A 24,965-nucleotide genomic window follows, 5' to 3' on the forward strand; every position below is an offset into this window, starting at 1 on the left:
ACACAACATGTCAACTTCCAAACTTCAAAGCCAGCGCGGCAGCACCCTGCTTGGCTTCATTTTGGGTCTGGTCATTGGCCTGACGGTCGCTTTGGGTGTGGCGATGTACGTCACCAAAGTGCCCATGCCGTTCAGCAACAAAAACCAATCGCGTTCGGCTGAACAAGATGCCGTGGAGACTCAAAAGAACAAAGACTGGAACCCCAACGGTGCTTTGCAAAGCAAGCCAGCCAATGCAGAAACACCTGCTGATGGCAGTGCTGCCCCAGCCACCAACGCACCTGCACCCGCCGTGGCTGCTGACCCCTTGGCCGACTTGATGAAGAAATCCAGCAGCGGTTCAGCACCTGCATCACCAGCGGCCGCGGCACCAGCAGTGGCACCGCCGCCTGCAGCCACACCGCAGCCCACACCTGCGGCTTCACCGGCCGCCAGCAAAGCCGCGGCCAACGATCCATTCACTTACTTTGTGCAAGCAGGCGCCTTCAAATCGGCTGGCGATGCCGATGCACAAAAGGCCAAGCTGTCCATGATGGGCATCGAATCCAAAGTCAGCGAGCGCGACCAAGCGGGTCGCACCATCTACCGCGTTCGCAGCGGCCCCTTTGACGACAAAGAGCAAGCCGAAAAAATCAAAGCCCGACTGGACGCCAGCGGCATTGACGCTGCCTTGGTTCGTGTTCAGCGCTGATCTCAACGCTTTTTATCGATCATTTCAAATTTCAGGAGTCACCATGAAACGCCGTGATTTTTCTCTCGCCACTTTAAGCACTGCCGCGGCTGTGGGCGGTTTGACTTGGAATCCCCCTGCGTTGGCGCAAGGCCCCGCCAAGTTTGTGGCTGGCAAAGACTATCTCAAGCTGGACCGCGTGGTCCCCACAGACGCCGAAGCCGGCAAGATCCAATTGATTGAGTTCTTTTGGTACAGCTGCCCGCACTGCAATGCCTTTGAACCCACCTTTGCGCAATGGGTTAAAAACGCCCCCAAAGATGTGGTGGTGCAACGCGTCCCCGTGGCTTTCCGTGACGACTTTGCCCCTCAACAACGCCTCTTCTACGCGCTCGAAGCCATGGGCCTGTTGGAAAAACTGCACGGCAAAGTTTTCCAAGCCGTGCATGTGGAGCGTTTGCCCTTGAACACCGACGCCAGCATCTTGGCTTGGATCGAAAAACAAGGCGTCGACAAAACCAAATTTGCCGATGCCGCCAAATCTTTTGGCGTGGCCAGCAAGCTCAAGCGTGCCGTGCAATTGCAAAACGACTTCAAAATTGAAGGCGTGCCTTCTTTGGGTGTCGCTGGCAAGTACTACGTCGACGGCACTTTGGCCGGCAGCATGGAGCGCGCCCTGCAAGTGGCCGAATCTTTGTTGACGCAAGTTCGTCAAGGCCGCGCCTGATCTTTTCAAGGTGTTGTGCATCAGCCCGCTTCGGCGGGCTTTTTTACGTCATTTTTCTTGCAAAAGTGCTTGACGCTGCGATCAACACCTACAATCAAGCAAGATTCGCGCCTTTATGAAATTTCACCTCATTCTTTTGTTCTGCAGTTGGGCCGCCGTCTTCACGGCGACAGGCGCTCACGCCGAAAAAGCGGACCGCGACAAACCCATGAACATTGAGGCTGACACACTCAAGCACGACGACCAGCAACAACTCACCACCTTCACGGGCAAGGTTCAAATGACCAAGGGCAGTTTGGTCTTGAAAGCCCACCGCATGGAAGTGAAGCAAGACGGTCAAGGCAACCAAGTGGCCAAGTTGTGGGCAGAACCTGGCGAACGCATTTTCTTCCGACAAAAGCGCGAAGCACTTGAAGAGTTCACCGAAGGCGAAGCTGAAACTGCGGTTTACAACAGCCAAGCCGATACCCTCACACTGACCTCGCGCGCCGAACTGCGCTTGCTGCGTGGCACGGTGGTGGCTGATCGTATTCAAGGGCAACAAATTTTGGTCAACAACACCACTGAGGTGTTCACAGTTGATGGCAAGCCCAACACAGGCAGCGGCAATCAACGCGTCAAAGCCACCATCACCCCTCGACCCAAAACAAGCGATGTCTCCGCCACGCCAACAGGGCCGGCCTTGAAACCCAGCCCTCGCATTGGCAACGACAAACCATGAGTCAAGAACACGCCATCAGCAGCTTAGAAGCGCGGCACTTGCAAAAGTCCTACGGCAGCCGCCAAGTGGTGTTTGACGTTTCTGTCAAAGTTCAAAAAGGTGAAGTGGTCGGCTTGCTTGGCCCCAACGGTGCCGGCAAAACCACGTCCTTCTACATGATTGTGGGTTTGGTACGCACCGATGGTGGACAAATTCTGATCGATGGTGATGACGTCACACGCATGCCCATCCATCGCCGCTCGCGCATGGGCCTGTCGTACTTGCCGCAAGAGGCTTCCATTTTCAGAAAACTCACGGTGGCCGAAAACGTGCGTGCAGTGCTCGAGTTGCAGCATGACGCCGAGGGCAAGCCGCTCAGCGAATCCGCCATCCAAGACCGACTTCAAGCGCTCCTGAAAGACTTGCGCGTTGATCATCTGCACGACTCACCGTCCTTGGCTTTGTCGGGTGGCGAACGCCGACGCGTTGAAATTGCGCGCGCACTGGCCACCGACCCTCGGTTCATTTTGCTCGACGAACCTTTTGCGGGCATCGACCCCATTGCGGTGATTGAGATTCAACGCATCATTGCGTTTTTGAAAGAGCGCGGCATTGGCGTGCTCATCACCGATCACAACGTGCGTGAAACCTTGGGCATTTGCGATCACGCCTACATCATCAGCGAAGGTCGCGTGCTGGCCCAAGGCACACCCAAAGACATTGTGGACAACGCCGATGTGCGCCGCGTCTACTTGGGCGAACACTTCCGAATGTGATGGCTGAACTCCTATGAAGCAAAGCCTTTCCCTTCGGATGTCCCAACACTTGGCGCTGACGCCACAGTTGCAACAATCCATTCGGCTGCTTCAACTCTCGACCTTAGAGCTCAGCCAAGAAGTCGAGCAAATGCTCGACGAAAACCCCTTCCTTGAGCGCAGCACCGACGAAGCACCGCAAGAAGATTTTGGCTTGCCAGAATCCGATGCGCGCGTCAGCTTGGGCGATCGTGTGTCAGAAGCCGCCAGCGATGCCGGCGCTGATTCACGCGATGCCGCCAGCGAATCCACAGCGTCTGTTTCTAACGACGAAGCCGTTACCGATGTGGCCGACAGCTGGGATGGCGACGGCAGCGTCGAGATTGCACCCGACGACAGCGAATGGGGCACCGACGCCGGCGCGCGCAAGAACAACACCAACAACGACTCGGATGGCGCAGACGCCATTGAGTTGGCACGCGGCCTAGGCTCACTCACCGAGTATTTGCATCGACAGGCTTTGTCGATGCGCTTGTCAGAAATTGACCGCGCAGCGCTGCGCTTTCTCATCGAGTCTTTGAACGACGACGGTTATCTGGAAGACAGCCTCGAATCTTTGGCGCAAGGCCTGGCCGGCACCGACGACATTGAGCAATTGGAAGAGTTGGTGCATCGCTTCACGGTGGCTTTGAGCTTGCTGCAATCACTCGAACCGGTGGGCATTGGCGCACGCGATTTGGGCGAGTGCTTGCGCATTCAACTCAAAGCCATCTTGAAAGATGAGCCCGACCACGAAGTGGCTGCCGTAGGCCTCAAAATTTGCGCGCTGCCTTTGGAGCTGCTGGCCAAACGCGATTTCAAACGCTTGGCGGTTCAATGCGGTGAAGACGAAGGCATCGTCAAACAAGCGCTGGCATTCATCACACGCTTAGAGCCCAAACCCGGTCGTCCTTTTGCCAATGCCGAGCAACATGTCATCGTGCCCGATGTGTTGGTCATTGGTACGCGCAAAGGCGGCGAGCCGCACTTCAGAGTTCAGCTCAACCCCGATGTGATGCCCAAACTGCGGGTGCACGACATTTACGCCAACGCCTTGCGCGGCGGCAAAGGCGAAGCCCATTTGGGTTTGCAACAACGCCTGCAAGAAGCGCGCTGGTTCATCAAAAACATTCAACAGCGCTTTGACACCATTTTGCGTGTGTCGACGGCCATTGTGGAGCGTCAGCGCAATTTCTTCATCCATGGTGAATTGGCCATGCGCCCCTTGGTGCTGCGAGAAATTGCCGATGAACTGGGCTTGCACGAGTCCACCATCAGCCGCGTCACCACGGCCAAGTACATGACCACGCCCATGGGCACCTTCGAGTTGAAGTATTTCTTTGGCTCGGGCCTAGGTACCGACAGTGGCAGCGCGGCTTCCAGTACAGCCGTGCGTGCGCTCATCAAACAATTGGTGGCCGCCGAAAATCCCAACAAGCCGCTCTCAGACAACCAACTGTCTGAAATGCTCAAAGAACAAGGCATCGATTGCGCACGTCGCACCGTTGCCAAATACCGCGAGGCGCTCAAAATTGCGCCCGCCAACTTGCGTAAAACTCTGTGAACTCGCTTCAACTTTTCATGCCTTGCGCCGCCGGCGTTGAAGGCTTATTGGCCGACGAGGTCCATCAACTCACGGGCCTCACCGGTAACGACCTGCTGACCGGCCGCGGCGGTGTGATGGCCAACGCGTCATGGCGTGATGCCTTGCGTCTGAATTTGCACAGCCGCCTCACCCAACGCGTGCTCATTCAACTGTCGCAAACTTTTTATCGCAGTGAAAAAGATTTGTACGATGCAGCCAGTGCGGTGGCTTGGGAAATTTGGTTCACCACCAAGCAGACTTTCAAGATTGAAATCACGGCGCAGCACAGCCCACTCACCAGCCTGAACTTTGCGGCGCTCAAAATCAAAGATGCCGTGGCCGATCGTTTTCGCGCCAAGCGCGGCGAGCGTCCCGACGTCAACACGCAGTGGCCCGACGTGCGCATTTACGTGCACCTCACCACCGACAGTTGCACGCTGTACATGGACACGTCAGGTGAGCCTTTGTTCAAACGTGGTTGGCGCGAAGACAAGGGCGATGCCCCACTCAAAGAAACCTTGGCTGCCGCCATGTTGGCCGCCAGCGGTTGGGATGCGCAGACGCCTTTGTACGATCCTTGCTGCGGCAGTGGCACCATTGCCATTGAAGCCGCGCAAATTGCCTGCGGTATTGCGCCCGGCATCATGCGTCGCTTTGCCTTTGAAAAATTGCTGCCGTTTCAACCGCACGTTTGGCAAGCCCTGCAAGACGATGCGCGCGCGCAAGAGCACGCGCCCACCGCCGAAATTCACGCCTCCGATGTGGCGTTCCGAATGGTGGACTTCACACAGCGCAATGCCGAGCGCGCAGGCGTTGGCCAAGTGGTCCAAACCCGCGGTGGCGACGCATTGCAGCGCATGCCGCCTTGTGAAACACCCGGCATCATGTTGCTCAACCCACCTTATGGCGAGCGCATTGCCGCAGCCGGTGTGGCGGGCGTCTCCAGCCGCGACCGATACCGGGAACCCGGCGCACCCACTCGCGCACGAGACAACGTGGACTTAAGCCGCGCCCGTGAAATTGCCGAAGGCGATGACGGCGGCGAGTTCTTTGCGCAATTGGCCTCGCACTGGAAAAAGAATTACAACGGTTGGACAGCATGGATGCTGACACCCGATTTGAAATTGCCCTCCAAAATGCGCTTGAAAGAATCGCGCCGCGTGCCGATGTGGAACGGCCCCATTGAGTGCCGCATGTTCCGCTTCGACCTCATGAAGGGTTCAGTGCGTGACAAGCTCTGAGGTCTCCACGAACTCGCCTGCAGCAAGCTCAGCGCAGCCTTGGGTGATTGACACCAACATCGTGCTCGACCTGTGGCTGTTTGAAGACCCTGCCACGGAGCCTTTGCGCGCTGCTTTGCAAAGTGGCCGCATTTCGCATCTGGCCACCCGCAGCATGCGCGACGAACTGGAACGCGTGCTCACTTACCCCCACATCGTCAAGCGCATGGCCAAGTCCAACATTCAAGCGCAAGACATTTTGAATCGCTTTGACCAACACCATGTGTCGGCCGAACCCGCGGATAAAGCGCCCTGCACTTGCAAAGACCCGGACGATCAAAAATTCATCGACTTGGCGGTTGCACATGGGGTGCCTTTGCTCAGCAAAGACGCTGCCATTTTGTGCATGAAGAAACGTCTGTCGCAATCGGGCGTGGTGCTCAACCCGTCCGACATTCCTGCACAGTGAGTGCGTTCACGTCGCCCCCAACATCCCTTTCATCAGAGGAACATCCCATGACCGGCCTGCAACCCGAAGACTTTGACGCCCTTGACGACATCTTGGACGACTTGCGCACGCGTTATGAGGAAACACCGCAATGGGAATTTTGCGAAGGTTTTTTGGTGGCCCTCATTTGCTGCCGCCGAGATATTCCGGAGGCTGAATGGCTGCCGGTGTTGTTGGGCCTTGACGATGACGGTGCAGGTTTTTCTGACGAAGCCCAAAAAATCAAATTCTTGGGCCTGTGGCAACAACGCTATGCGGAAGTGAAGCAAGCACTCGACACTGAAATCAAAGCGCTCGATGAAGACAGTGCCTACGCACCTGAAGTGATGGACGTGCGCGGTGCCATTGCCAGCCTGCCGCCTGAAGAGCGCGCCGAAATTGACAGCGAAGAAATTCCTGCCTTTGCGCAAGTGTGGGCCTTGGGCTTTATGTTTGCCGTCGAAAATTGGCCCGATGAATGGACCGCCCCCAAAGACAAAGAAGCAGCACAGTGGCACGACACCGCCCTGGAAGCCATTGTGGCCTTAACCGAAGACGACACCGACGAGCCCACCTTGTCAGCCCTCAGCGAAGACGGTCCCTTAAGTGTGAGCGAGTCCCGGTTGAATGCCTATGGCGAAGCCTTGTGGGCCGTGTATGACTTGCGTGAAATTTGGCGCAGCATTGGCCCCCGTGTGACGCAAGTGATCAAAGAGGCCACCCCCGGTCGCAACGATGCATGCAGCTGCGGCAGTGGCAAAAAATACAAAAAATGTTGCGGCGCGAATTAACTTCTTAAACCATGAAAGTCCGAAGACTTTGCACCGTGAGGTCCGGCAATTCCTCTGGAATGAAGTGACCTGAGGGCACCACATGGCCCGATACTTGGGCCGCACATTGCGCTTGCCACAGTTCTAGTGGCTTGAACATTTTGTGCACCACACCGCGGTCACCCCACAAGACCAACAAGTCGCATCGAATTTTTTGACCCTTGTCGCGGCTTTCTTGATCGTGGACCAAGTCGATGCCCGCACTGGCGCGGTAATCCTCACACGCTGTGTGCACGGCAGGCAGAATGTCCCCTGCTTGCTCAGGCGCCAAAGTGAGGCTGCGCTCGTACTCAGCCATGGCCTCGGGTTCGATGAAGGTGGTGGCACCAGAACCCCAGCCACCCAACTTGGCATGCAAGTAATGCAGCACATTGCCACCAATCATGCGCTCGGGCAAAGGTGTGGGCTGAATGAGGTGGAACCAGTGGTAGTAGGCGCGGGCAAAATCCATGTCGGTGCGCTTGTACATGTCCAGCGTGGGCGCAATGTCGAGCACACACAAGCGGCGAACGCGCGCTGGGTAATCGACCGCCAAACGATGGGCCACACGCCCCCCGCGATCGTGTCCACACAAAAAGAAATCATCCACGTTCAACTGGTCTAGCAAACCCACCACGTCTTGCGCCATGGCCCGCTTGCTGTAATTGCTGTGGTCTGGCAAACCCGGCGCATGGGACGAGTCGCCATAACCGCGCAGATCGGGCAGCACCAAGCGGTAGTCGTTTTTGAGGGCCTGCGCTACGCGGTGCCACATGACATGCGTTTGCGGGAAACCGTGCAGCAAGACCAACACCGGCTTGTCCAGGTGGTTCTGCCAGTTGGCCGAGATGCGCGCGCACACTACCACGCCATTGACGTTGAACTGGCGTTTCTCAAAGCCGTCAAACCAGCTGCTTGGCGTGTCAGGTGAAACAGCAGATGTCTCTGCAACGGAAGGGTCTGTTGAAAGTGTGCTCATGGTCAGCGTGATTTTGCAGTCGATGGGTGCAATTGGCAATCAGCGCTGTGAACGCATTTCAGCCAAGTCGTTCCAAACTTCTTGGCGCATCAATTGACCTTTGCGCACTTCAAAGCGGTCGGCAAAGCGAATGCCGCTGAATTCACGTCCGTCAGGCCACTCGCCGTTCAGTAAGCCGCGGCAATACACCACAGTTTGGTCGCCCTGCCATGACTCTTCAAACGTCATGTGGGTTTTGGCAATCCGTCGGTACCGCGTTGCAGCCCAGGTCATCAACTCACTCAATTGATGCATGGTTTGCCCCCCTGGAAAAACCATTTCAAACTGCGGCGACAAAAATGCTTGGGCCGCTTCCAAATCGCGCATGGCCATGCATTCCAAAAAATCAGCCACCAATTGACTGGCCTCTGGCAGCACAGCGCCGCCTTCAGAAAAAACACGGCCATCGCGGCGGTAGGCGCTGACCTCTTGGACAAACACCGTGGTGCCAGCATCGCTGGCATCAATCACCGATCTGGCGGTGTGCGCCAAGCGTTGCACCAAACGGTGTTGGGCCTCTGAGGGATAGCCAGGTAACAGCGTGACAGAAATGACGGGCATAAAAATATCAATGAAAGAGGTTCAACCCAATGGCGAAACGCCAACCAACTGCACATGCAAATAAAACACAAACAGTGCCCACAGGGCCACGCCGATCAGCAAGGTGAACAGGGTGGCCGTGGTATTTGCGCTTGGTATAGCGTTTGTGTTTTCAGCACCGGCAGCCTGCAAGCTCAGCGCTTCTTGTGCCGCAGCACGATCGCGTGCTCTGGCCGCTTTGAAGTTGAACACCGACCACACCAGGAAACTACCAAACAACACCACATCGGCCAAGTTGCCATTGGCCAGCAAGTGCGCCAATGCCCAGACCTTGACCGACAACACCATGGGATGGCCCATGCGCATTTTGAGGTGATTGCGAGGCACATAAGCGGCCGCCATCAGCACGCTGGCGAAGAGCATCAGCAACACACTGACATGGCGTGTGGCAATGGGCGGCGTCCAAAGCGCCACCGTCTGCAAGCGTGCTTCGGCATAGCCCGTCACCATGGCATAAAACCCTACCAGGGCGATCAAGGTGTAGACGCCTTTGAAGGGCTTTTCGCCCCAAGATGCAATGACCTGGGTGCGCCAAGCATCGGCCACCATGCGTATGGAATGCGCCCCCAAAAATAAAACCAAACCAATGATCAACCAAGTCATGAGAACTCCTGTTCAGGGTCATTCACGCATTGTCTAGGAAATCGCAGTCTGAAGCTGCTGCTGTAACAAAGGTTTTTGCACTTTGCCCAAAGCACTTTTGGGCAATTGCGGCATGAACAACACACGCCTTGGCAATTTAAAGCGCGCGATCTGATGTTGCAAGTGCGACAACACCGCATCGGCTTGCAAGCTTGCACCCTCCGCATTGCCTTGGCGAACCAGAACCAGCACAGGCACCTCACCCCATCGATCGTCGGGCAAGCCCACCACGGTACATTCGGCCACACCTGGAAACGAGGCCAAGGCGTTTTCAATTTCTGCGGGGTAAATGTTTTCCCCGCCCGAGATGATCATGTCCTTGTTGCGGCCCACAATTTGCAAGCACCCCTGTGCATCCAAGTAACCCATGTCGCCCGAGTGAAACCATCTGTCTTGCAAACCCTTCAACGCTTTGGGATTGCCAAGATGCCAATAACCGCGCATGACATTGGGCGCTCGCACGCACACTTCACCGGTCTCGCCCTGCGCCACTTCTTGGCCTTGGGCATCGATGAGCTTCAAAGACACATCAGCATGGGGCCAGCCTGCAAACCCCATGCGCGCCATGGCATCTTGAAATTTCAAAATGACGCTGACCGGACCTGTTTCGGTGGTGCCATAAATTTGGCCAACAGGAATACCCCGCGCATGGAACTTCTCCAAATACGAAGTGGGCAAGGTTGAAGAGCCCGCCATGATGCCGCGCAAGCTTTGAAGATCTGCTTGAGGCCATTCAGGATGCTCAAGCACAGCCCTCAAGGTTGCAGGCACCAGCAATGACAAGGTGGGACGTTCTGCCAGGTCGCCTTGCGAGACGTCATGAAGCCAAGCAGCAGCCTCAAAGCGCGGATGCAAATGCACCGTCACACCCGACAACAATGCTGGCAAGGTTTGAATGCACAGACCGCCCACATGGAACATGGGCAAGGCAGACAACACAATGTCTTGCGATTTGAACTGATGGGCCTCTTGACTGGCTTTGGCGTTAGCCAACAGGCCCGCTTGCGTATGCACAGCACCCTTGGGCAAGCCAGTGGTACCGGAGGTGTAGACCAACAGCACATCCGCATCAGCCGACACAGTGGGCAAATTCAATGCTTTGGATGACGACGTGGCAATCAAATCATCCAAGGGGCAAGACTGGAGCCCAAAGACGTGACCCTCTTGGGTCAAGGCTTTGGCCGTGTCTGCGTGCAGGTCGTCATGAACCAGCAGGCTGGGCTGCGCATCTTGCAACACCGCATTGAGTTCGGCCACAGCCAATCGGAAATTGAGTGGCATGAAAATCAAACCCAGTCGCGCACAGGCGACCAAGGTGACGCACTGCAATTCGTGGTTCAAGCCAAGCCACGCCACGCGTTGACCTGCTTGCAAACCCAATGTGGCTTGCAGATGGCCTGTGACACGTTCAACACGCCGCCAAAATTTGGCAAAGTCAATGTCTTCCGTCTGCCCTGGCATGCCAAAGCGAATGGCCAAGTGCGACGGCTGACTTTGTGCCAACGCTTGAAAGCGTTGAGCCAATGTCGAGCTTTCCTTCATTCGTCTTTTTCGCCTGCTTCGTACAGCGTTTCTCGACCCAAACGATCGAGGCACAACTCTGCAGTCCACGGCAGCATGAGCGAGCCGCAACGCGCATCGCGGTACAAACGCTCGAGTGGCAATGATTTCAACATCGACTGTCCACCACATGTGCGAATGGCCAAACGTGCAATGTCTTGGGCGTTTTCCATGATGGTGTACTGCGCGGCATAGGCACGCAGGCGAGAGGATTTTGGCGGATCAATTTTGGCGTCTTCAATGGCACGCAAAAACAAATTGCGCGTTTGCTCCAATTTCACAAACATTTCTGCCACGGCAATTTGCTTGGTGGCAAATTGACGGCGCTTGACCGGACCGGTGCCTGGAATTTCGCCGCGCAAATAAGCCACCGTAAAGTCATAAGCCGCCTGTGCAATGCCCATGTAAGTGGGCGACAAGGTCATGAACATGTGCGGCCAGCGGCTGGCAGCTTGGAAGTAAACACCTTGCGGCATTAACGCAGCATCATCCGGCACAAACACATCTTTGAAAATCAAATTGCGTGACACAGTGGCTCGCATGCCCAAAGGATCCCAATCACCTTCTACGGTAAGGCCAGGCGCTGTGCGGGGAATGGCCAAATAAAGTGTGTCGCGACGCGACAAATCGGCATCGGGCTTTTTCTCTGTGCACAACACACCAAAATAATCTGCCGCATCCGACAAAGAAGCAAATATCTTTTTGCCATTGATGCGCCAACCGCCTTCAACCTTAACAGCTTGTGTGCCAAAAGGTTGCGCGCCTGCCGCAGCAGCGCCGCCTTCAGAAAAGGGCTGTGCATAAATGGCGCCATCATTGACCACGCGTGCAAAGTGGGCCTTTTGATGCACACGATGCAGCGCACGTTGTTCTGGCGTCATGTCCAAATCCTCAGACAACAAGCCGCTCCACATCATGGTGCACACATGCATGTTGAACGTCAGCGCCGTAGCGCCGCACCAGCGGCCAATTTCTGCAGAAACCATGGCGTATGTGGCATAGTCCGCGCCCAAACCACCATGGGCTTCGGGCACACACAAAGCCAGCAAACCGCTGTCTTTCATGTCTTTGTAATTCTCAAAAGGAAATTGCGCATCGCGATCAAGCTGGGCTGCACGTGGTGCAAATTTGTGCTTGCCCAAGTCATGGGCCATGGCCATCAACTTCTTCTGCTTCTCGGTCAGTGGATAGTCCTCGCCACTGATCGGCATGTAGTTGGCGGTGCTGTTGTAAGGGGTGCTGTTGGTGGCAGTTAGGTTGTTGCTCATGGGGTCTCCTGCAACGTCAAAATGAGGTGGTGCAAAAATTCAAAATGGCCTGATGGAATGGCGCTTCTTGTTCAAAGCCCATCAAATGGCCAACGCCTGGAATGCATTGGTATTGCGCACCCGGAATCTTTTGCGCCATGCGTCGCAAAACTTCGGGGGGTGCTGTCTTGTCGAACTCGCCTGCCAAGCACAAGGTGGGCACTGAAATGCTGGGCAAGGCGGCACGTTGCTCAAAAGTCACCAAGGCTTGCAAAGAAGCGCGGTAAGTGTGGGGTGGGACCGCAGACATGCAGGCATGTGCCATGGCCAAGCCTGGGGGATAGTCTGGCAACATCGCACCGGTGGGCAAAGCCTGCGGCGCAACCATGCTGGGCACCAAACGATCGGCCACTTGGGCCATGGTTTTGCCTGCATTCAAAGGGGCCAGTCGCTGCGCCACAAACTGCTGCTGAAAGTCGCCATCTTGTTGGCCAAATGCGGGGCTGCTGGCGGCGATCACCAGGCCTTCAATTCGTTCTGGGCAATGGGTCCAGGCTTGCAAGGCCACCATGCCGCCCATGCTGTGACCTACCAGCACCGCCTTTTGAACTTTGGCTTGGTTTAGCATGCGTTCCAGCGATTTCGCCAGGCTGTCAAAACTGAGCGTGCCAGTTAAAGGGCTGTCGCCATAACCGGGCATGTCCCAGGCCAGCGCGCGATAACCCTTGCTTGCAAAGCAATCAACAGACGACTGAAAGCCTTTTTTTCCGCCACCGATGCCATGCAAAAAAACCAATGTGGTTTTGGCATCGACAGGGCCTGCCTCAATCCAAGAGGGCAAGTCGGCCATCATGGCGCAGGACTTTCAAACACGCCCGGCACCAGCGCACCTTCGTTCACCACGCACTGGCCATCCAGTTGGATGGTGCAGCCACGCATTGGCAAATCAAAGTGGCCCAGCGTGTGACGGCCAGCCACTTCGTTGGCGCCGGTGGAATACAAAAAGTTACCGGCAAAGGCACGCAACTCGGTGCCATTGCAATCACGCTTGTCATAAAAAGTCATGGCATCCCAGCGCGCGGCGGGGTTCAAACCAAAACCCACATGCGACACCGCACAGGCATCGCGATGGCCTTCTTTGTCAATCCAAGCTTGGTAGTAAGAGCGCATCATCTCAACGTCGACGCCTTCGCCTTCGATGCGCGTGATGGTGTCGTTTTCAATGGTCAGCTCAATGGTGTCGCGCAGGTAGCGCTTGAATGTCAAGTTGACATCGCCTGGCGCCATCACCAAGCGACCATTCACGCTGCCGGCCGCAGGAAATGCCAAGGCCAAGCCACCTGGCCAGTGCGAGACCATGCCTGGCTTGCTGCAAAAACCCCAGACGCCCCCCACCACAGCCGACTTCAGTTGAATGTTCAAGTCGGTGCCGGCCTTGGAGGACACGTGCATGTGCTGCGTGCCGCGCAATTTCTTCATGGCATTGCGGACCACCGACTCCAACGCGGGGTCCGGCACCGTTCGCTCCAAAATTTCGGGGTGTTCATTGGAGATCATGAACAAGCGTGGCACGACACCATCGGCCCCTTTCAAGATGGCAGGCAATTCGGGCGCATGCAACATGCCTTCCACGGTGCAATCAATCACCACATGGGCACGTTGTAGGGCGGCCACCACGGGCGACAAATGTTGAATGACATCGGTGGCCCCTGTTGAACGCACGGGTGCAGGCGCTGAAAGTGCCGGTGTGGGCAAACAAACTTCAAAGATTTTGGCGCCCATGCGCTGCAAGCTGATGCGGGCCAAATCCACGTTGACCCGGCGCGACTGACTTTCAGTGAGCAAAGCCACCACGTCACCCTCTTGAATTTTGCACAAGGCAAAGGTGCGTTCAAACGCATCCAACCAACGGTGTTCGATTTGTTCAATCAGCATGACAACTCCTTGTGACAAGCAGCTTGGTCGGCTTGCCATTTCAATGTGTCAGCAAGTTTATATGAAATTTCATACAATCAGCTCATGAGTTCCCCTAGCACCACCTTCGACACCCAGCACTTCAAGCAAGCGCTCTCACGCTTTCCAACCGGTGTCTCGGTCATTACCACCCACCAATTGGGTGAGGCCAATCCCGCTGAGTGGGGGCACCAATTTGTAGGGCTCACTGCCAGCTCGTTCAACAGCGTGTCATTGACGCCCCCGCTGGTAGTCTGGAGCTTGGGCTTGAAATCACGCACCTTGCCGTCGTTTCAAAAGACGTCGCATTACGTCATCAACATCTTGAGCGAACAACAATTGGCTTTGTGCAATCAATTTGCATTTGGCCAAGGCGATCGCTTCGGCGGCGTTGACTATGCGTTGGGCACTGCCGGATTGCCCGTTTTAAAGGGCGCATTGGCTTGGTTTGAATGCCGCAACCGCAGCCAATACACCGAAGGCGATCACATCATTTTTGTCGGTGAAGTTGAACAATGCGGCTTTGCGGATGGTTCACCCTTGGTGCATCAGCAAGGTGGTTTTTACTGCGCCCAAAAACTGCAAGGTTAATTCGAGTCATTGCCCACCATGGCCACCCAAGAATTTGTAGACAGCTATTTGCCCTACTTGCTTGCACGGGCCAGCTTCACCATTTCTTCAGAATTTCATGCGCAAGTTGAAGCGGCAGGGCTCACGGTGTCCGAGTGGAGAATTTTGGCGTCCTTGTCGGGCGTAAAACAGCGCACCGTGGGTGAATTGGCAGAGATTGTGTTGGCCAAGCAACCCACCGTCACCAAGATGGTTCTCAGAATGGAAACAGACAACTTGGTCATTCGCACACCCTGCACGCAAGACAAGCGCCAAGCCTGGGTGAGCTTGACGCCTGCAGGTCAAAAACTGGTCAAGCCGCTCCTGAAAAAAGCGCAGCAACATGAGCAAAAAGTTTTGGCCTTGCTAGGCCCCGCGCACAGCACCTCGCTCAAAAGCATTTTGCAAAAACTGATTGTCAAGGCTTAACGGCCGTCACCTCAATCTCGACCAAAGCCCGGTCTTCTACCAAATCGGCCACTTGAACCAAGGTCATGGCGGGGTAGTTTCTGCCCATCACGTCTTGGTAGACCTTGCCCAATTCGCGACCACGCGCCACATACTCTTTCTTATCTTTCACGTACCACGTCATGCGGGCCATGTGCTCGGGCCCTGCGCCCGCACAGGCCAACGTAGCCACAATGTTTTGCAAGGCTTGTTTGCACTGCGCCACAAAGTCATCGGTCTCAAATTGACATTGGCCATTCCAGCCAATCATGCCCGCCACAAAAATCATTTCACCGCGGGCAGCCATGCCATTGGCATACCCTTTGGCAGGCGCCCATCCCTCTGGCTGAAGTACTTTCAAGAGGCTTTGTGACATCTTCTGCTCCTTATTTTTCTGAATTGAAAGCCATCGCTTGCTGGCGTAATTTAAAGCGCTGCAACTTACCCGTCTCGGTGCGCGGCATGGCATCGCAAAACATCACGCGCCTTGGGTACTTGAAGGGTGCAATGGTTTGCTTCACAAACTCTTGAATTTCTTTTTCCAAGACAGGTGAGCCTGTGTAGCCAGGCTTCAGCACCACAAAGGCCATCACCACCTGTCCGCGCTCGATGTCGCTGGCACCCACCACGCCACATTCGGCCACTGCAGGGTGTTGCATCAAAGCGCTTTCCACTTCGGGGCCAGCAATGTTGTAGCCCGCAGAAATGATCATGTCATCGTTGCGCGCTTGGTAACTGAAGTAGCCATCCGCATCCATCACAAACGTATCACCTGGCAAATTCCAGCCTTCTTTGACGTAATCCTTTTGGCGTGGATCGTCCAAATAGCGACAACCTGTAGGGCCCCTGACCGCCAAACGACCCACAACACCAGGCGGAACCGGCTGCATGTCTTCGTCCACAATTTGCGCCTGATAACCCGGCACCACTTTGCCAATGCTGCCTGCACGCACTTCGTGTCCTGCACTTGAGATGTAGATGTGAATCACTTCGGTGCCACCAATGCCATCGGTCATCTCGATGCCTGTGGCTTTTTTCCACAACTGGCGAGTGGCATCGGGCAAAGCCTCACCCGCCGAGACAGTGTGCTTCAAGGACTTCAAATTGAAAGCACTGGGTTGATCGCTGACCAGCATGGCCATTTGGCGGTACATGGTGGGCGCCGTGTAGCACTGTGTGGCGCCGTAGTGGCCCACAGTTTGCAGCAAAGACTCTGGCGTGTACTTCTCTAGCAACACCGCACAGGCACCGTAGCGCAAGGGGAAGGCCAGCAAGCCACCCAATCCAAAGGTGAAAGCAATGGGCGGCGTGCCACACACAATGTCATTGGCGTCCATTTTCAAGACATGGCGCGGAAACAAATCACACATGGCCAAGACATCACGGTGAAAATGCATCGTGCCCTTGGGCTGACCCGTGGTGCCACTGGTGAACGCAATCAAACAGACATCGTCACGGCTGGTTGGGTAGGCCTCAAAGGCTTTTGCATGCTTTGCCATGCGCGCCTCAACGCCGCCAGCGTCTTCTGACCTGAACCACAGCACTTGCTTTAACGCAGCCGCATAATGTGGATGCGCTGGTTCGGTGCAATGACGGAGTTCGTCGGCCAGCAAGCTGTCGCACAAGGCAGCACTCACCTGCGCCTTGTCCACAATTTGCTTAAGTTCAGCAGCCCGCAGCAAAGGCATGGTGGGCACCACCACCAAACCTGCCTTCAAGGCCGCCAAGAAACAAGCAGCCATCATAGGACTGTTGCCACCGCGAAGAAGCAAACGCTGGCCTGATTTCAAGCCCATGTCGGTGGTCAGCACATGCGCAATTTGATTGACCTTGGCCTGCAACTGCGCGTAGGTCCAGCTGATGTCGCCTGTCGCGTCTTTACCGCGGACAGCCATGCGATCGCCAAGACCCTTGGCCACGTGATCGTCGAGCAAGCCTTGGACACAATTGAGTTGAGCGGGGTACTGAACTTCTGGGCGATCGAACACAAACACGGGCCATTGGTCAGGCGGTGGCAAGCGGTCGCGCGTGAACGTGTCTGTATGTGACGAAGGGGCCAATGAAGCGGAGAGAGATGACGTCATGTCTGGCCTCACTTGAGCAAATCGCGACCAATGATCAACTGCTGCACTTCGGTTGCACCTTCATAAATGCGAAGGGCTCTGATTTCTCGGTACAGCGACTCGACAATGCAACCTTTTTTCACACCCATGCCACCATGCATTTGCACAGCCATGTCGATGATTTGTTGCGCATTTTCTGTGGCGGTCATTTTGGCCATGGCCGCTTCTTGCGTGATGCGCTGGCCTTGATCGCGCAACCATGCGGCGCGGTAAGTCAACAAAGTTGCAGCGTCCAGCAGTGTGGCCATCTGCGCCAACTTGCTCTGCGTGATTTGAAAATCACCCAAACTCTGTCCAAACATCTTGCGCTGCTTGGCCCAGGCAATCGATTCATCCAAGGCTCTGCGTGCAAAACCCAAAGACGCAGCCGCCACCGAGGTCCGGAACACATCCAAAGTGGCCATGGCCACTTTGAAACCTTCGCCGGCGGCACCAATGCGTTTGGCATGGGGCACCAACACGTTGTTGAAATGCAATTTGGCCAAGGGGTGAGGCGCCACCACATCAATGCGCTCGGCAATTTCCAAACCTGGTGAGTTGGCGTCCACAATGAAAGCGCTGATGCCGCGGGCGCCAGGCGCTTCACCCGTGCGTGCAAAGACCACGTAAAAATCTGCAATGCCACCGTTGGAAATCCAGGTCTTGAAACCATTCAAAAGGTAACCTTCAGCTGTGTCGACAGCGCTGCATTGCATCGCAGCCACATCCGATCCTGCATCAGGCTCGCTGAGTGCAAAAGCCGCTAGCGCCTCACCTTTGGCAACACGCGGCAGGTACTCGGCTTGTTGTTCTGGCGTCCCTTTCAAACTGATGGCACCCGACCCCAAGCCTTGCATGGCAAACGCAAAGTCTGCCAAACCATGGTGCCAAGCCAATTCTTCGCGCAAGATGCAAATGGTGCGTGTGTCGATCACATTGGCAGTACCGCCATACAACTGACCAGCGATGGCTGGCTTCAACCAGCCGCCTTGTCCCAAGGCTTTCACCAAGCTCACACACTCGCGGTCAATGGCCTCACGCGATTCGTCGTGGCCATGCAAGTCCGCAAACTGTTGGCGGGTCCAGGTTTGCAGTTTGTCTTTGAAACTGCGGTGCGATTCGTCAAAGAAGGGCCAGGCCAAATGAGCGGCTGAATTCATGCTCAATCTCCTTCAAACACAGGGGTTTGCTTGGCCACAAAGGCGTGATACGCCCGATGGAAATCGTTGGTGGCCATGCAAATGGCTTGGGCTTGTGCCTCAGCCTCAATGGCCTCGTCCAAACCCATGTTCCACTCTTGTTGCAGCATCTTTTTGGTCATGCCGTTGGCAAAGGTAGGGCCACTGACCAAGACTTGCGCCATCGCTTGAGCTTCGCTCAACACAGTCTCGGGGGTGCACACTCGGTTGTAGAAACCCCAACGCTCGGCCTCTTCGCCAGGCAAGCCACGACCGGTGTACAACAACTCGGACGCGCGACCTTGCCCAATCACGCGGGGCAACAACGCACATGCTCCCATGTCACAACCGGCCAAGCCCACTTTGTTGAACAAGAAATAGGTTTTGCTTCGCGCTGTGCCGTAGCGCATGTCAGACGCTAGCGCTAACAGTGCGCCAGCACCGGCGCAAATGCCATCAATGGCGGAAATGATGGGCTGAGGGCACGCACGCATGGCCTTGACCAAATCACCGGTCATGCGCGTAAAGGTCAACAGGCCTGGCATGTCCAACTTGGTCAGCGGGCCAATGATTTCATGCACATCACCACCGGAGCAAAAGTTTCCGCCTGCACCGGTCACCACCACCGCATGGACATCATCGGCATAGGCCAAAGCTCGAAACAAATCGCGCATCTCTGCATACGACTCAAACGACAAGGGATTTTTTCGCTCAGGTCGATTAAGGGTGAGCGTGGCCACGCCGTCCTTCACCTCAAACATCACATGCGCTGCTTTGTAGTTGGCCAGTTTATTGCCATGGCGCGGCAACTGGTGTGGCTCGCCCGGTAAATATTTTTGACTCATGCCATCTCCTCCTGTTTTTGTAAATTCTTTTTCAGTGCACCCAACAAGGTGTACAGCTGACTCTGCTGGTTGTCTGACAAACCGGCAAACATGTCGGCCACCCAGGCTTCGTGTGCAACCGCCATGTCGGCAAATGCGTCTCGCCCCGCCTTGGTCAACTTGACTGTGTACGAGCGTCGATCGTTGGCACCCACTTGGCGCAGCACCAACTTCTCTTTTTCAAGCTGGTCAACAATGGCCGTGATGTTGCCGCCCGTCACCATCATGCGGCGCGACAATTCACCCATCGTGAGCCCCTCCGGATGACGCTCCAGTTGGGCCATCAAGTCAAAGCGCGGCAAAGTGATGTCAAATGACTCTCGCAACTTTTGCCGGATCTTGTCTTCAACGCGCGTGGTGCAAGACAACAAGCGAAGCCACAAACGCAATGAAGCGTGATGGTCGGCATGGGCTCTGAATTCATGATCGGCGTTTTTTTGCAAACTCATCTCTTGTGCCATCACATCGTCTCCCCGCCATCTACGGCAATCGATTGACCATTGACCGATGCTGCGGCCTCACTGCACAGCCACATCACAGCTTGCGCCACTTCATCGGGTTGAATCATTTTTTTCTGTGGGTTGTGTGCCACCAATGCGTCGCGTGCTTGCGCTTCGGTTTGACCCGTTTTGGCCACAATGTTGGCAAGCGACTCGCGCACAATGTCGGTCTCGGTGAAACCAGGACACACCGCATTCACTGTCACACCTTTGCGCGCCAACTCCAATGCCAAGCTGCGGGTGAGGCCAATCACGCCATGCTTGGCGGCAGCATACGCCGACACATATGCAAAGCCTTTCAAGCCGGCTGTGCTTGCAATGTTCACAATCCGGGCAGCATGGCCTTTGGCACTCTCGGCCAACAGGTCCGGCAATGCCGCTTGAATGCACAAATAGGTGCCCGTTAAATTCACGTTCAGCATGTGTTGCCAAAGCTGTAAATCTGTCTTGGCAAAAGGCTGGCTGAGGGCTTGGCCCGCATTGTTGACCAGCACGGTCACTGGTCCCAAGGCTGCATGATTGGCGCGGTGCGCTGCGTCTACTGAAGCGGGGTCGCTCAAGTCCATGACACTCAAGTGCAACTTCACACCAGGAAACGCCTTGCGCAATTCAGCCGCTTGCGATTCCAAGGTCTGCAAGTTGCGACCCGACAAACTCAGCGCCGCCCCTTCACGGGCAAACGCATGCGCAATGGCCGCGCCGATGCCTCGCCCAGCGCCCGTGATCCAAACGTGTCGCATCAATTCTCTCCTTTGGCGGCTGCTGGTGACGCACTCATGGCAGCCATGGCGGCAGCTCGTTCAAAATTGGTTTCCATTTGACGCTTGCCCGACACATAGGCTTTGTGCCAATTCAAATCGGTGTAGCCAATGCGCGCGGCCTCTTGCATCGTCCATGAAGGATTGGCCAAATGCGGACGGGCCACTGCGCACAAATCAGCGCGGCCTGCCGCAATGATGCTGTTGACATGGTCTGCTTCTGAAATGGCGCCGACTGCAATGGTTCGCACACCCGCTTCATTGCGAATGCGATCGGCAAAAGGCGTTTGAAACATGCGGCCATAGACAGGCTTTTCGCGCTTGTCGACTTGACCTGAAGAGCAGTCCACAAAGTCCACACCGGCGGCTTTGAACGCTTTGGCAATTTCAATCGCATCATCGGGTGTGATGCCGCCCTCCACCCAATCGTGCGCGGAGATGCGCACCGACATCGGCTTGTCTTGTGGCCATACTTGGCGCATCGCCGTGAACACAGCCAGCGGAAAGCGCAAGCGGTTGGCCAAGGCGCCGCCAAACGCATCGCTTCGGTGGTTGGTCAGCGGCGAAATAAAGCCCGACAACAAGTAGCCGTGCGCGCAATGCAACTCCAGCCAGTCAAATCCGGCTTTGGCACCCCGCTCTGCGGCAGATACAAACGCCGCCAACACGGCGTCCATGTCGGCTTGCGTCATTTCATGCGGCACTTGGCTCACGCCGTCCATGTAGGGCAAGGCCGAGGGCGCCATCAGCGGCCAGTTGTCGCCATCTCGTACGGCGTCATTCAAAGGCATGTCAATGCCATCCCATGCCCTACGGGTCGAACCTTTGCGTCCTGCATGACCCAACTGCAATGCGATCTTGGCATCCGACTGGGCATGGACAAAATCCACAATGCGCGCCCAGGCGTGTTGCTGTTCGTCATTCCATAAACCAGGACAACCCGGCGTGATGCGCCCCTCAGGCGTCACGCAAGTCATCTCGGTGAACACAATGGCGGCGCCGCCCACGGCACGGGCGCCGTAATGCATCAAATGAAAATCGCCTGGAAGACCGTCCACGGCTGAATAGGTCGCCATCGGAGACACCATCACGCGGTTCTTCAAACTCACGCCGCGCGCTTGCAAAGGCAAGAACATGGGCGGCGTTGATTTGGCTTTGGCGCTGTCATCAAAGTTGGCCAACGAGGCCATGAAACGTTCGTAGGCGGCCACAAATTTGTCATCGCGCAAGCGCAAGTTTTCATGCGAGATGCGTTGGCTGCGCGTGAGCAGCGAGTATGCAAATTGCTGTGGTGGCAAATTGACATAGCGCGCCACATTCTCAAACCACTCTGTCGAATTGCGCGCAGCATTTTGAATCTTCAGCACCTCCACAGATCGGGTCGCTTGGTAAGCAGTCATCACTTCCTTCATGCCTTTGACATCGTGCCCTACGCGCTCAAAGGTGTCGGCCAGTTCAATGGCATCCTCTAGCGCCAGCTTGGTCCCCGACCCAATTGAGAAGTGTGCGGTGTGCGCTGCATCGCCCATCAGGACATATGGCACTTGCCTGCCATCGGCCGACGTGTCCCAGTGCACCCACTGATCGCAAATGACGCGCGGAAATTTGATCCAATGCGCAGAGCCTCGCAAATGTTTGGCATTGGTCATGAGGGGATGGCCATCCAGGTACTTGGCAAACAACTTTTCACAAAATGCAATCGACTCTTCTTGCGACATGCTTTCAAAACCTGCAGCCTTCCACACGGGCTCGGGCGTCTCCACAATGAAGGTCGATGTGTCGCCATCAAACTGATAGGCATGCGCCTGAAACCAGCCATGCTCGGTTTCTTCAATGGCAAACGTAAAGGCGTCAAACAACTTGCGCGTGCCCAACCACACAAAGCGGCATTGGCGCTCGTCAATGTCGGGCTTGTAGGTTGCCGCAAAACGCGTGCGCACTTTGGAGTTGATGCCGTCACACGCAATCACCAAGTCGGCTTTGTATTGCGCGGCAATGTCGGCATGGGCATCGACCTCGGCCTCAAACACCAATTCAACACCCAGCGCTTCGCAGCGCTTTTGCAAAATGTTCAGCAAACGCTTGCGACCAATGCCACAAAAACCATGGCCCCCCGAGCGCATGGTTTCGCCTTTGAAATGCACCGCAATGTCATCCCAATGGTTGAACGCACCCAAAATCTCAGAGGCTGTGACCGGATCGGCCACTTGCAGCCTCGACATGGTGGCATCTGAAAACACCACCCCCCAACCGAAGGTGTCATAAGGCTTGTTGCGCTCCAGCACCGTGACCTTGTGTTCTGGATGACGCAACTTCATCAGCAGGCCGAAATACAAACCGGCGGGGCCGCCCCCAAGGCAGACGATGTTCATGACGCTTTCCTTGTCCCTGAAATTTGATTGTTTCAACTTCAATAGTTGAAGCTTGAAATAATTATGAACAGTCCAAGGCAAGGGGTCAAGACATAAAAAAAAGCAGCTTCGAAAAGCTGCTTTTGGGAGGTTTTACTGGTTCAACACCGTGATGCCGATCCGTCGATTTCGAGGATCTTTGGGATCGTTCGGGTTGTAAGGCGCGGTATCGGCCACACCCTCAATCCTGGCAAACCGGCTGTTAGGAATGCCTTTTTTCTCAATGATCTTGCGCGTTTCTTCCGCCCGCTCGGCCGACAAAGACCAGTTGTTGCGGTCGTCAGTGTTGGCAAACTGAATGCTGTCGGTGTGCCCTCGAATGGCCACTTTGTTGGGAATGCCCTGCAATGTTTTGGCCACTTCGTTCAACAAAGCTTGCGCCTTGGGCGTCATGTTGGTGGTACCCAAGCCAAACATGGCGAAGTCGGCTTTGTCGAGAATCTCGATACGCAAGCCATCTTTGTCTCTGGCAAATGAAACCTGGTCTTTCATTTTTTCCAGTTTCGGATTCTTGGCCATGGCCTCTTTGATTTCTTTTTCCAGCTTGTCAAAGTTGGCTTTGTCGGCAGCCTCAGCCGCTTTCTTGCCTGGATCACCATCTTGGCCCGACTCTTTGCTGTCAGCACCTTTGGGTGACGGATCGTTTTCTGTGGGACCGCCTTCAGAGCGTGGGGTCACCATGTTCAATGCACTGGTTTGCTTGGCAGAGAAGGGGAAGCCATCGGGATCTATGACCGAGCGACCCCCCAACATGCCGTCGGAGCCCGCCAATTTGCCCATCGTCACATTGCTGTGCGAGGTGGGTTTGAAATAGTCTGCAATGCTTTTACGTTGGTCGGCATTAGAGGCACCCAACAGCCACATCAACAAGAAGAAGGCCATCATGGCGGTCATCATGTCGGCCAGCGCAATTTTCCAAGCACCACCGTGCGCACCACCATGGCCATCGTCCATGATCTTTTTGATGGTGATGGACGGCGCCACCACCACAGGTGCATCGGGATCGGCTTCTTCAGGAATGAGGGGCGCAGCTTCAGCTTCTGTTTCAGGCGTGCCTTCAGCCACAGCGCCTGCCTGCGCACCCGCTTCTGCGGGTGCGTCTGCCGCAACGGCCTCTTCTGTTGGCGCTTCTAAAACTGCTTCAGCCATGGCGATTAGCCTCGCAACCCGTCAAACACTTCAGCAAAACTAGGCTGATTGTGGTGGCTGATGCTGGAACGCGCGGCCTCAATGATCAAAGGCATGGGGTGACCGTGCAAAGTGCCAATGATGATCTGCTTCACCACTTTGAAAATCTGACCTTCGTCTTCAATGATCTGTGCCAAGCGTGAAGCCATGGGCTCCACAAAACCATAAGCCATGAACACGCCCAAGAAGGTACCCACCAAGGCGCCACCGATCATGCCGCCCAACACGGCAGGCGGTTGGTCAATCGCACCCATGGTTTTCACCACACCCAACACGCAAGCCACAATACCCAGCGCAGGCAGCGCACCAGCCAAAGTGGCCAAAGCGGCCTGTGGTTTCAAAGCATCGTGGTGGTGAGTTTTGATGGAAGCGTCCATCACGTCTTCCACCGCATAAGGGCTCAAGGGGCTGGTAGACACCACCATCAAACGAACCGTGTTACAGACCAAGTCCAACAAAGCATGGTCGTGCAAAATTTTGGGGTACTCCGCAAAAATAGCGCTGGATTCGGGGTTCTCAATGTGCGCTTCAAGGGCCACAGGGCCCTCGGTTTTCAAGGTCTTCATGATTTTGGACACCACGAAGATGGTACTGAGGTAGTCCTCTTTATGGTACGCAGGGCCTTTGAACACTTTGCCCATGCCGGCCATGGCGCCTTTGAAGATGTCCATGGAGTTACCGACCAACATACCACCAATGCCAGCGCCCAAAATACACATGATCTCAAGGGGCGCTGCTTTAATAATAGGCGCCATGTCGCCACCGTGCAGGATGTAACTCCCGAACACGGCAACCATCAGAACGACGATACCAATAATCGCAACCATATTTCTCTCCAAAAACGACCAAACGGGCGGCTGGCTCCCCAGCTGCGCC

General features: G+C 55.6%; 26 protein-coding genes. 10 read left to right on the forward strand and 16 right to left on the reverse strand.

Annotation, left to right across the window (positions count from 1 at the left end):
* The first annotated feature begins 7 nt into the window (after positions 1-7).
* From B9Z46_RS10220 to B9Z46_RS10255, 8 genes are all read left to right on the forward strand, one after another.
* Entirely contained in the window at positions 8-691 is a 684-nt protein-coding gene (locus tag B9Z46_RS10220) for an SPOR domain-containing protein (RefSeq protein WP_108256206.1), read from the forward strand.
* A gap of 43 nt (positions 692-734) precedes the next feature.
* Positions 735-1,397 carry a thiol:disulfide interchange protein DsbA/DsbL gene (locus B9Z46_RS10225; protein ID WP_108256208.1) on the forward strand — a complete coding sequence of 221 codons (663 nt, stop codon included), beginning with the start codon at positions 735-737 and terminating at the stop codon, positions 1,395-1,397.
* Positions 1,398-1,512: 115 nt separating this feature from the next.
* Positions 1,513-2,118, forward strand: a complete 606-nt coding sequence (lptA, locus tag B9Z46_RS10230) for a lipopolysaccharide transport periplasmic protein LptA (RefSeq protein WP_108256209.1) — start codon at positions 1,513-1,515, stop codon at positions 2,116-2,118.
* Positions 2,115-2,873, forward strand: a complete 759-nt coding sequence (gene lptB, locus B9Z46_RS10235; protein ID WP_108256211.1) for an LPS export ABC transporter ATP-binding protein — start codon at positions 2,115-2,117, stop codon at positions 2,871-2,873. Before lptA ends, lptB begins: the two co-directional genes overlap by 4 nt.
* Positions 2,874-2,886: 13 nt before the next feature.
* Positions 2,887-4,455: an RNA polymerase factor sigma-54 gene (locus tag B9Z46_RS10240; protein WP_108256213.1), complete on the forward strand. Its 1,569-nt coding sequence runs from the start codon at positions 2,887-2,889 to the stop codon at positions 4,453-4,455.
* On the forward strand, positions 4,452-5,717 hold the full coding sequence (locus B9Z46_RS10245) for a class I SAM-dependent RNA methyltransferase (RefSeq protein ID WP_108256215.1): 1,266 nt from the start codon (positions 4,452-4,454) through the stop codon (positions 5,715-5,717). Before B9Z46_RS10240 ends, B9Z46_RS10245 begins: the two co-directional genes overlap by 4 nt.
* Entirely contained in the window at positions 5,704-6,165 is a 462-nt protein-coding gene (locus B9Z46_RS10250; RefSeq protein ID WP_233245978.1) for a putative toxin-antitoxin system toxin component, PIN family, read from the forward strand. Before B9Z46_RS10245 ends, B9Z46_RS10250 begins: the two co-directional genes overlap by 14 nt.
* A 47-nt stretch (positions 6,166-6,212) precedes the next feature.
* Positions 6,213-6,974 carry a YecA family protein gene (locus B9Z46_RS10255; protein ID WP_108256217.1) on the forward strand — a complete coding sequence of 254 codons (762 nt, stop codon included), beginning with the start codon at positions 6,213-6,215 and terminating at the stop codon, positions 6,972-6,974.
* Positions 6,975-6,978: 4 nt separating this feature from the next.
* On the opposite strand, the gene B9Z46_RS10260 is transcribed toward B9Z46_RS10255, so the two are convergent.
* The 7 genes from B9Z46_RS10260 to B9Z46_RS10290 form a co-directional block, all read right to left on the reverse strand.
* On the reverse strand, positions 6,979-7,971 hold the full coding sequence (locus B9Z46_RS10260) for an alpha/beta fold hydrolase (protein ID WP_108256467.1): 993 nt from the start codon (positions 7,969-7,971) through the stop codon (positions 6,979-6,981).
* Between the two features lie 39 nt (positions 7,972-8,010).
* Positions 8,011-8,571, reverse strand: a complete 561-nt coding sequence (locus tag B9Z46_RS10265) for a nuclear transport factor 2 family protein (protein ID WP_108256219.1) — start codon at positions 8,569-8,571, stop codon at positions 8,011-8,013.
* A gap of 21 nt (positions 8,572-8,592) precedes the next feature.
* Positions 8,593-9,213: an NnrU family protein gene (locus B9Z46_RS10270; protein ID WP_108256221.1), complete on the reverse strand. Its 621-nt coding sequence runs from the start codon at positions 9,211-9,213 to the stop codon at positions 8,593-8,595.
* 33 nt (positions 9,214-9,246) lie between these two features.
* Entirely contained in the window at positions 9,247-10,794 is a 1,548-nt protein-coding gene (locus tag B9Z46_RS10275; RefSeq protein ID WP_108256223.1) for a class I adenylate-forming enzyme family protein, read from the reverse strand.
* Positions 10,791-12,023: an acyl-CoA dehydrogenase family protein gene (locus B9Z46_RS10280; protein WP_108256469.1), complete on the reverse strand. Its 1,233-nt coding sequence runs from the start codon at positions 12,021-12,023 to the stop codon at positions 10,791-10,793. Before B9Z46_RS10280 ends, B9Z46_RS10275 begins: the two co-directional genes overlap by 4 nt.
* A 73-nt stretch (positions 12,024-12,096) precedes the next feature.
* Entirely contained in the window at positions 12,097-12,912 is an 816-nt protein-coding gene (locus B9Z46_RS10285; RefSeq protein ID WP_233245979.1) for an alpha/beta fold hydrolase, read from the reverse strand.
* The gene (locus B9Z46_RS10290; RefSeq protein ID WP_108256473.1) at positions 12,909-13,994 is read right to left on the reverse strand and encodes a peptidase M29; all 1,086 of its coding nucleotides are present in this window, start codon (positions 13,992-13,994) and stop codon (positions 12,909-12,911) included. The genes B9Z46_RS10285 and B9Z46_RS10290 overlap by 4 nt, the downstream gene beginning before the upstream one ends.
* Positions 13,995-14,078: 84 nt before the next feature.
* Between B9Z46_RS10290 and B9Z46_RS10295 the strand changes: the two genes are divergently transcribed.
* Positions 14,079-14,603: a flavin reductase family protein gene (locus B9Z46_RS10295; protein WP_108256225.1), complete on the forward strand. Its 525-nt coding sequence runs from the start codon at positions 14,079-14,081 to the stop codon at positions 14,601-14,603.
* 18 nt (positions 14,604-14,621) lie between these two features.
* Positions 14,622-15,050 (forward strand): MarR family winged helix-turn-helix transcriptional regulator, encoded by a 429-nt coding sequence (locus B9Z46_RS10300; RefSeq protein ID WP_055361809.1) that lies wholly within the window; start codon positions 14,622-14,624, stop codon positions 15,048-15,050.
* On the opposite strand, the gene B9Z46_RS10305 is transcribed toward B9Z46_RS10300, so the two are convergent.
* The 9 genes from B9Z46_RS10305 to motA all read right to left on the reverse strand — a co-directional run bounded on the left by B9Z46_RS10305 (position 15,040) and on the right by motA (position 24,916).
* Complete coding sequence (locus B9Z46_RS10305) at positions 15,040-15,444, reverse strand: RidA family protein (RefSeq protein WP_108256227.1); 405 nt, start codon at positions 15,442-15,444, stop codon at positions 15,040-15,042. The two genes, B9Z46_RS10300 and B9Z46_RS10305, sit on opposite strands and share 11 nt — an antisense overlap.
* Before the next feature lie 10 nt (positions 15,445-15,454).
* Positions 15,455-17,128, reverse strand: a complete 1,674-nt coding sequence (locus tag B9Z46_RS10310) for an AMP-binding protein (protein WP_108256475.1) — start codon at positions 17,126-17,128, stop codon at positions 15,455-15,457.
* A 32-nt stretch (positions 17,129-17,160) separates the two neighbouring features.
* Positions 17,161-18,330, reverse strand: a complete 1,170-nt coding sequence (locus B9Z46_RS10315; RefSeq protein WP_108256229.1) for an acyl-CoA dehydrogenase family protein — start codon at positions 18,328-18,330, stop codon at positions 17,161-17,163.
* A 2-nt stretch (positions 18,331-18,332) separates the two neighbouring features.
* Entirely contained in the window at positions 18,333-19,193 is an 861-nt protein-coding gene (locus tag B9Z46_RS10320) for an enoyl-CoA hydratase family protein (RefSeq protein ID WP_108256231.1), read from the reverse strand.
* Positions 19,190-19,681 (reverse strand): MarR family winged helix-turn-helix transcriptional regulator, encoded by a 492-nt coding sequence (locus tag B9Z46_RS10325; protein ID WP_108256477.1) that lies wholly within the window; start codon positions 19,679-19,681, stop codon positions 19,190-19,192. Before B9Z46_RS10325 ends, B9Z46_RS10320 begins: the two co-directional genes overlap by 4 nt.
* An 11-nt stretch (positions 19,682-19,692) precedes the next feature.
* Positions 19,693-20,472, reverse strand: a complete 780-nt coding sequence (locus B9Z46_RS10330; RefSeq protein WP_108256233.1) for an SDR family NAD(P)-dependent oxidoreductase — start codon at positions 20,470-20,472, stop codon at positions 19,693-19,695.
* On the reverse strand, positions 20,472-22,862 hold the full coding sequence (locus B9Z46_RS10335) for a bifunctional salicylyl-CoA 5-hydroxylase/oxidoreductase (RefSeq protein ID WP_108256479.1): 2,391 nt from the start codon (positions 22,860-22,862) through the stop codon (positions 20,472-20,474). Before B9Z46_RS10335 ends, B9Z46_RS10330 begins: the two co-directional genes overlap by 1 nt.
* Positions 22,863-22,994: 132 nt before the next feature.
* Positions 22,995-24,050: a flagellar motor protein MotB gene (locus B9Z46_RS10340; protein ID WP_055359665.1), complete on the reverse strand. Its 1,056-nt coding sequence runs from the start codon at positions 24,048-24,050 to the stop codon at positions 22,995-22,997.
* A 5-nt stretch (positions 24,051-24,055) separates the two neighbouring features.
* The gene (motA, locus tag B9Z46_RS10345) at positions 24,056-24,916 is read right to left on the reverse strand and encodes a flagellar motor stator protein MotA (protein WP_055359664.1); all 861 of its coding nucleotides are present in this window, start codon (positions 24,914-24,916) and stop codon (positions 24,056-24,058) included.
* Between the last annotated feature and the right edge of the window lie 49 nt (positions 24,917-24,965).

Origin of the sequence: Limnohabitans sp. Hippo4, assembly GCF_003063605.1 — a bacterium.
Classification (GTDB): Bacteria; Pseudomonadota; Gammaproteobacteria; order Burkholderiales; family Burkholderiaceae_C; genus Limnohabitans_A.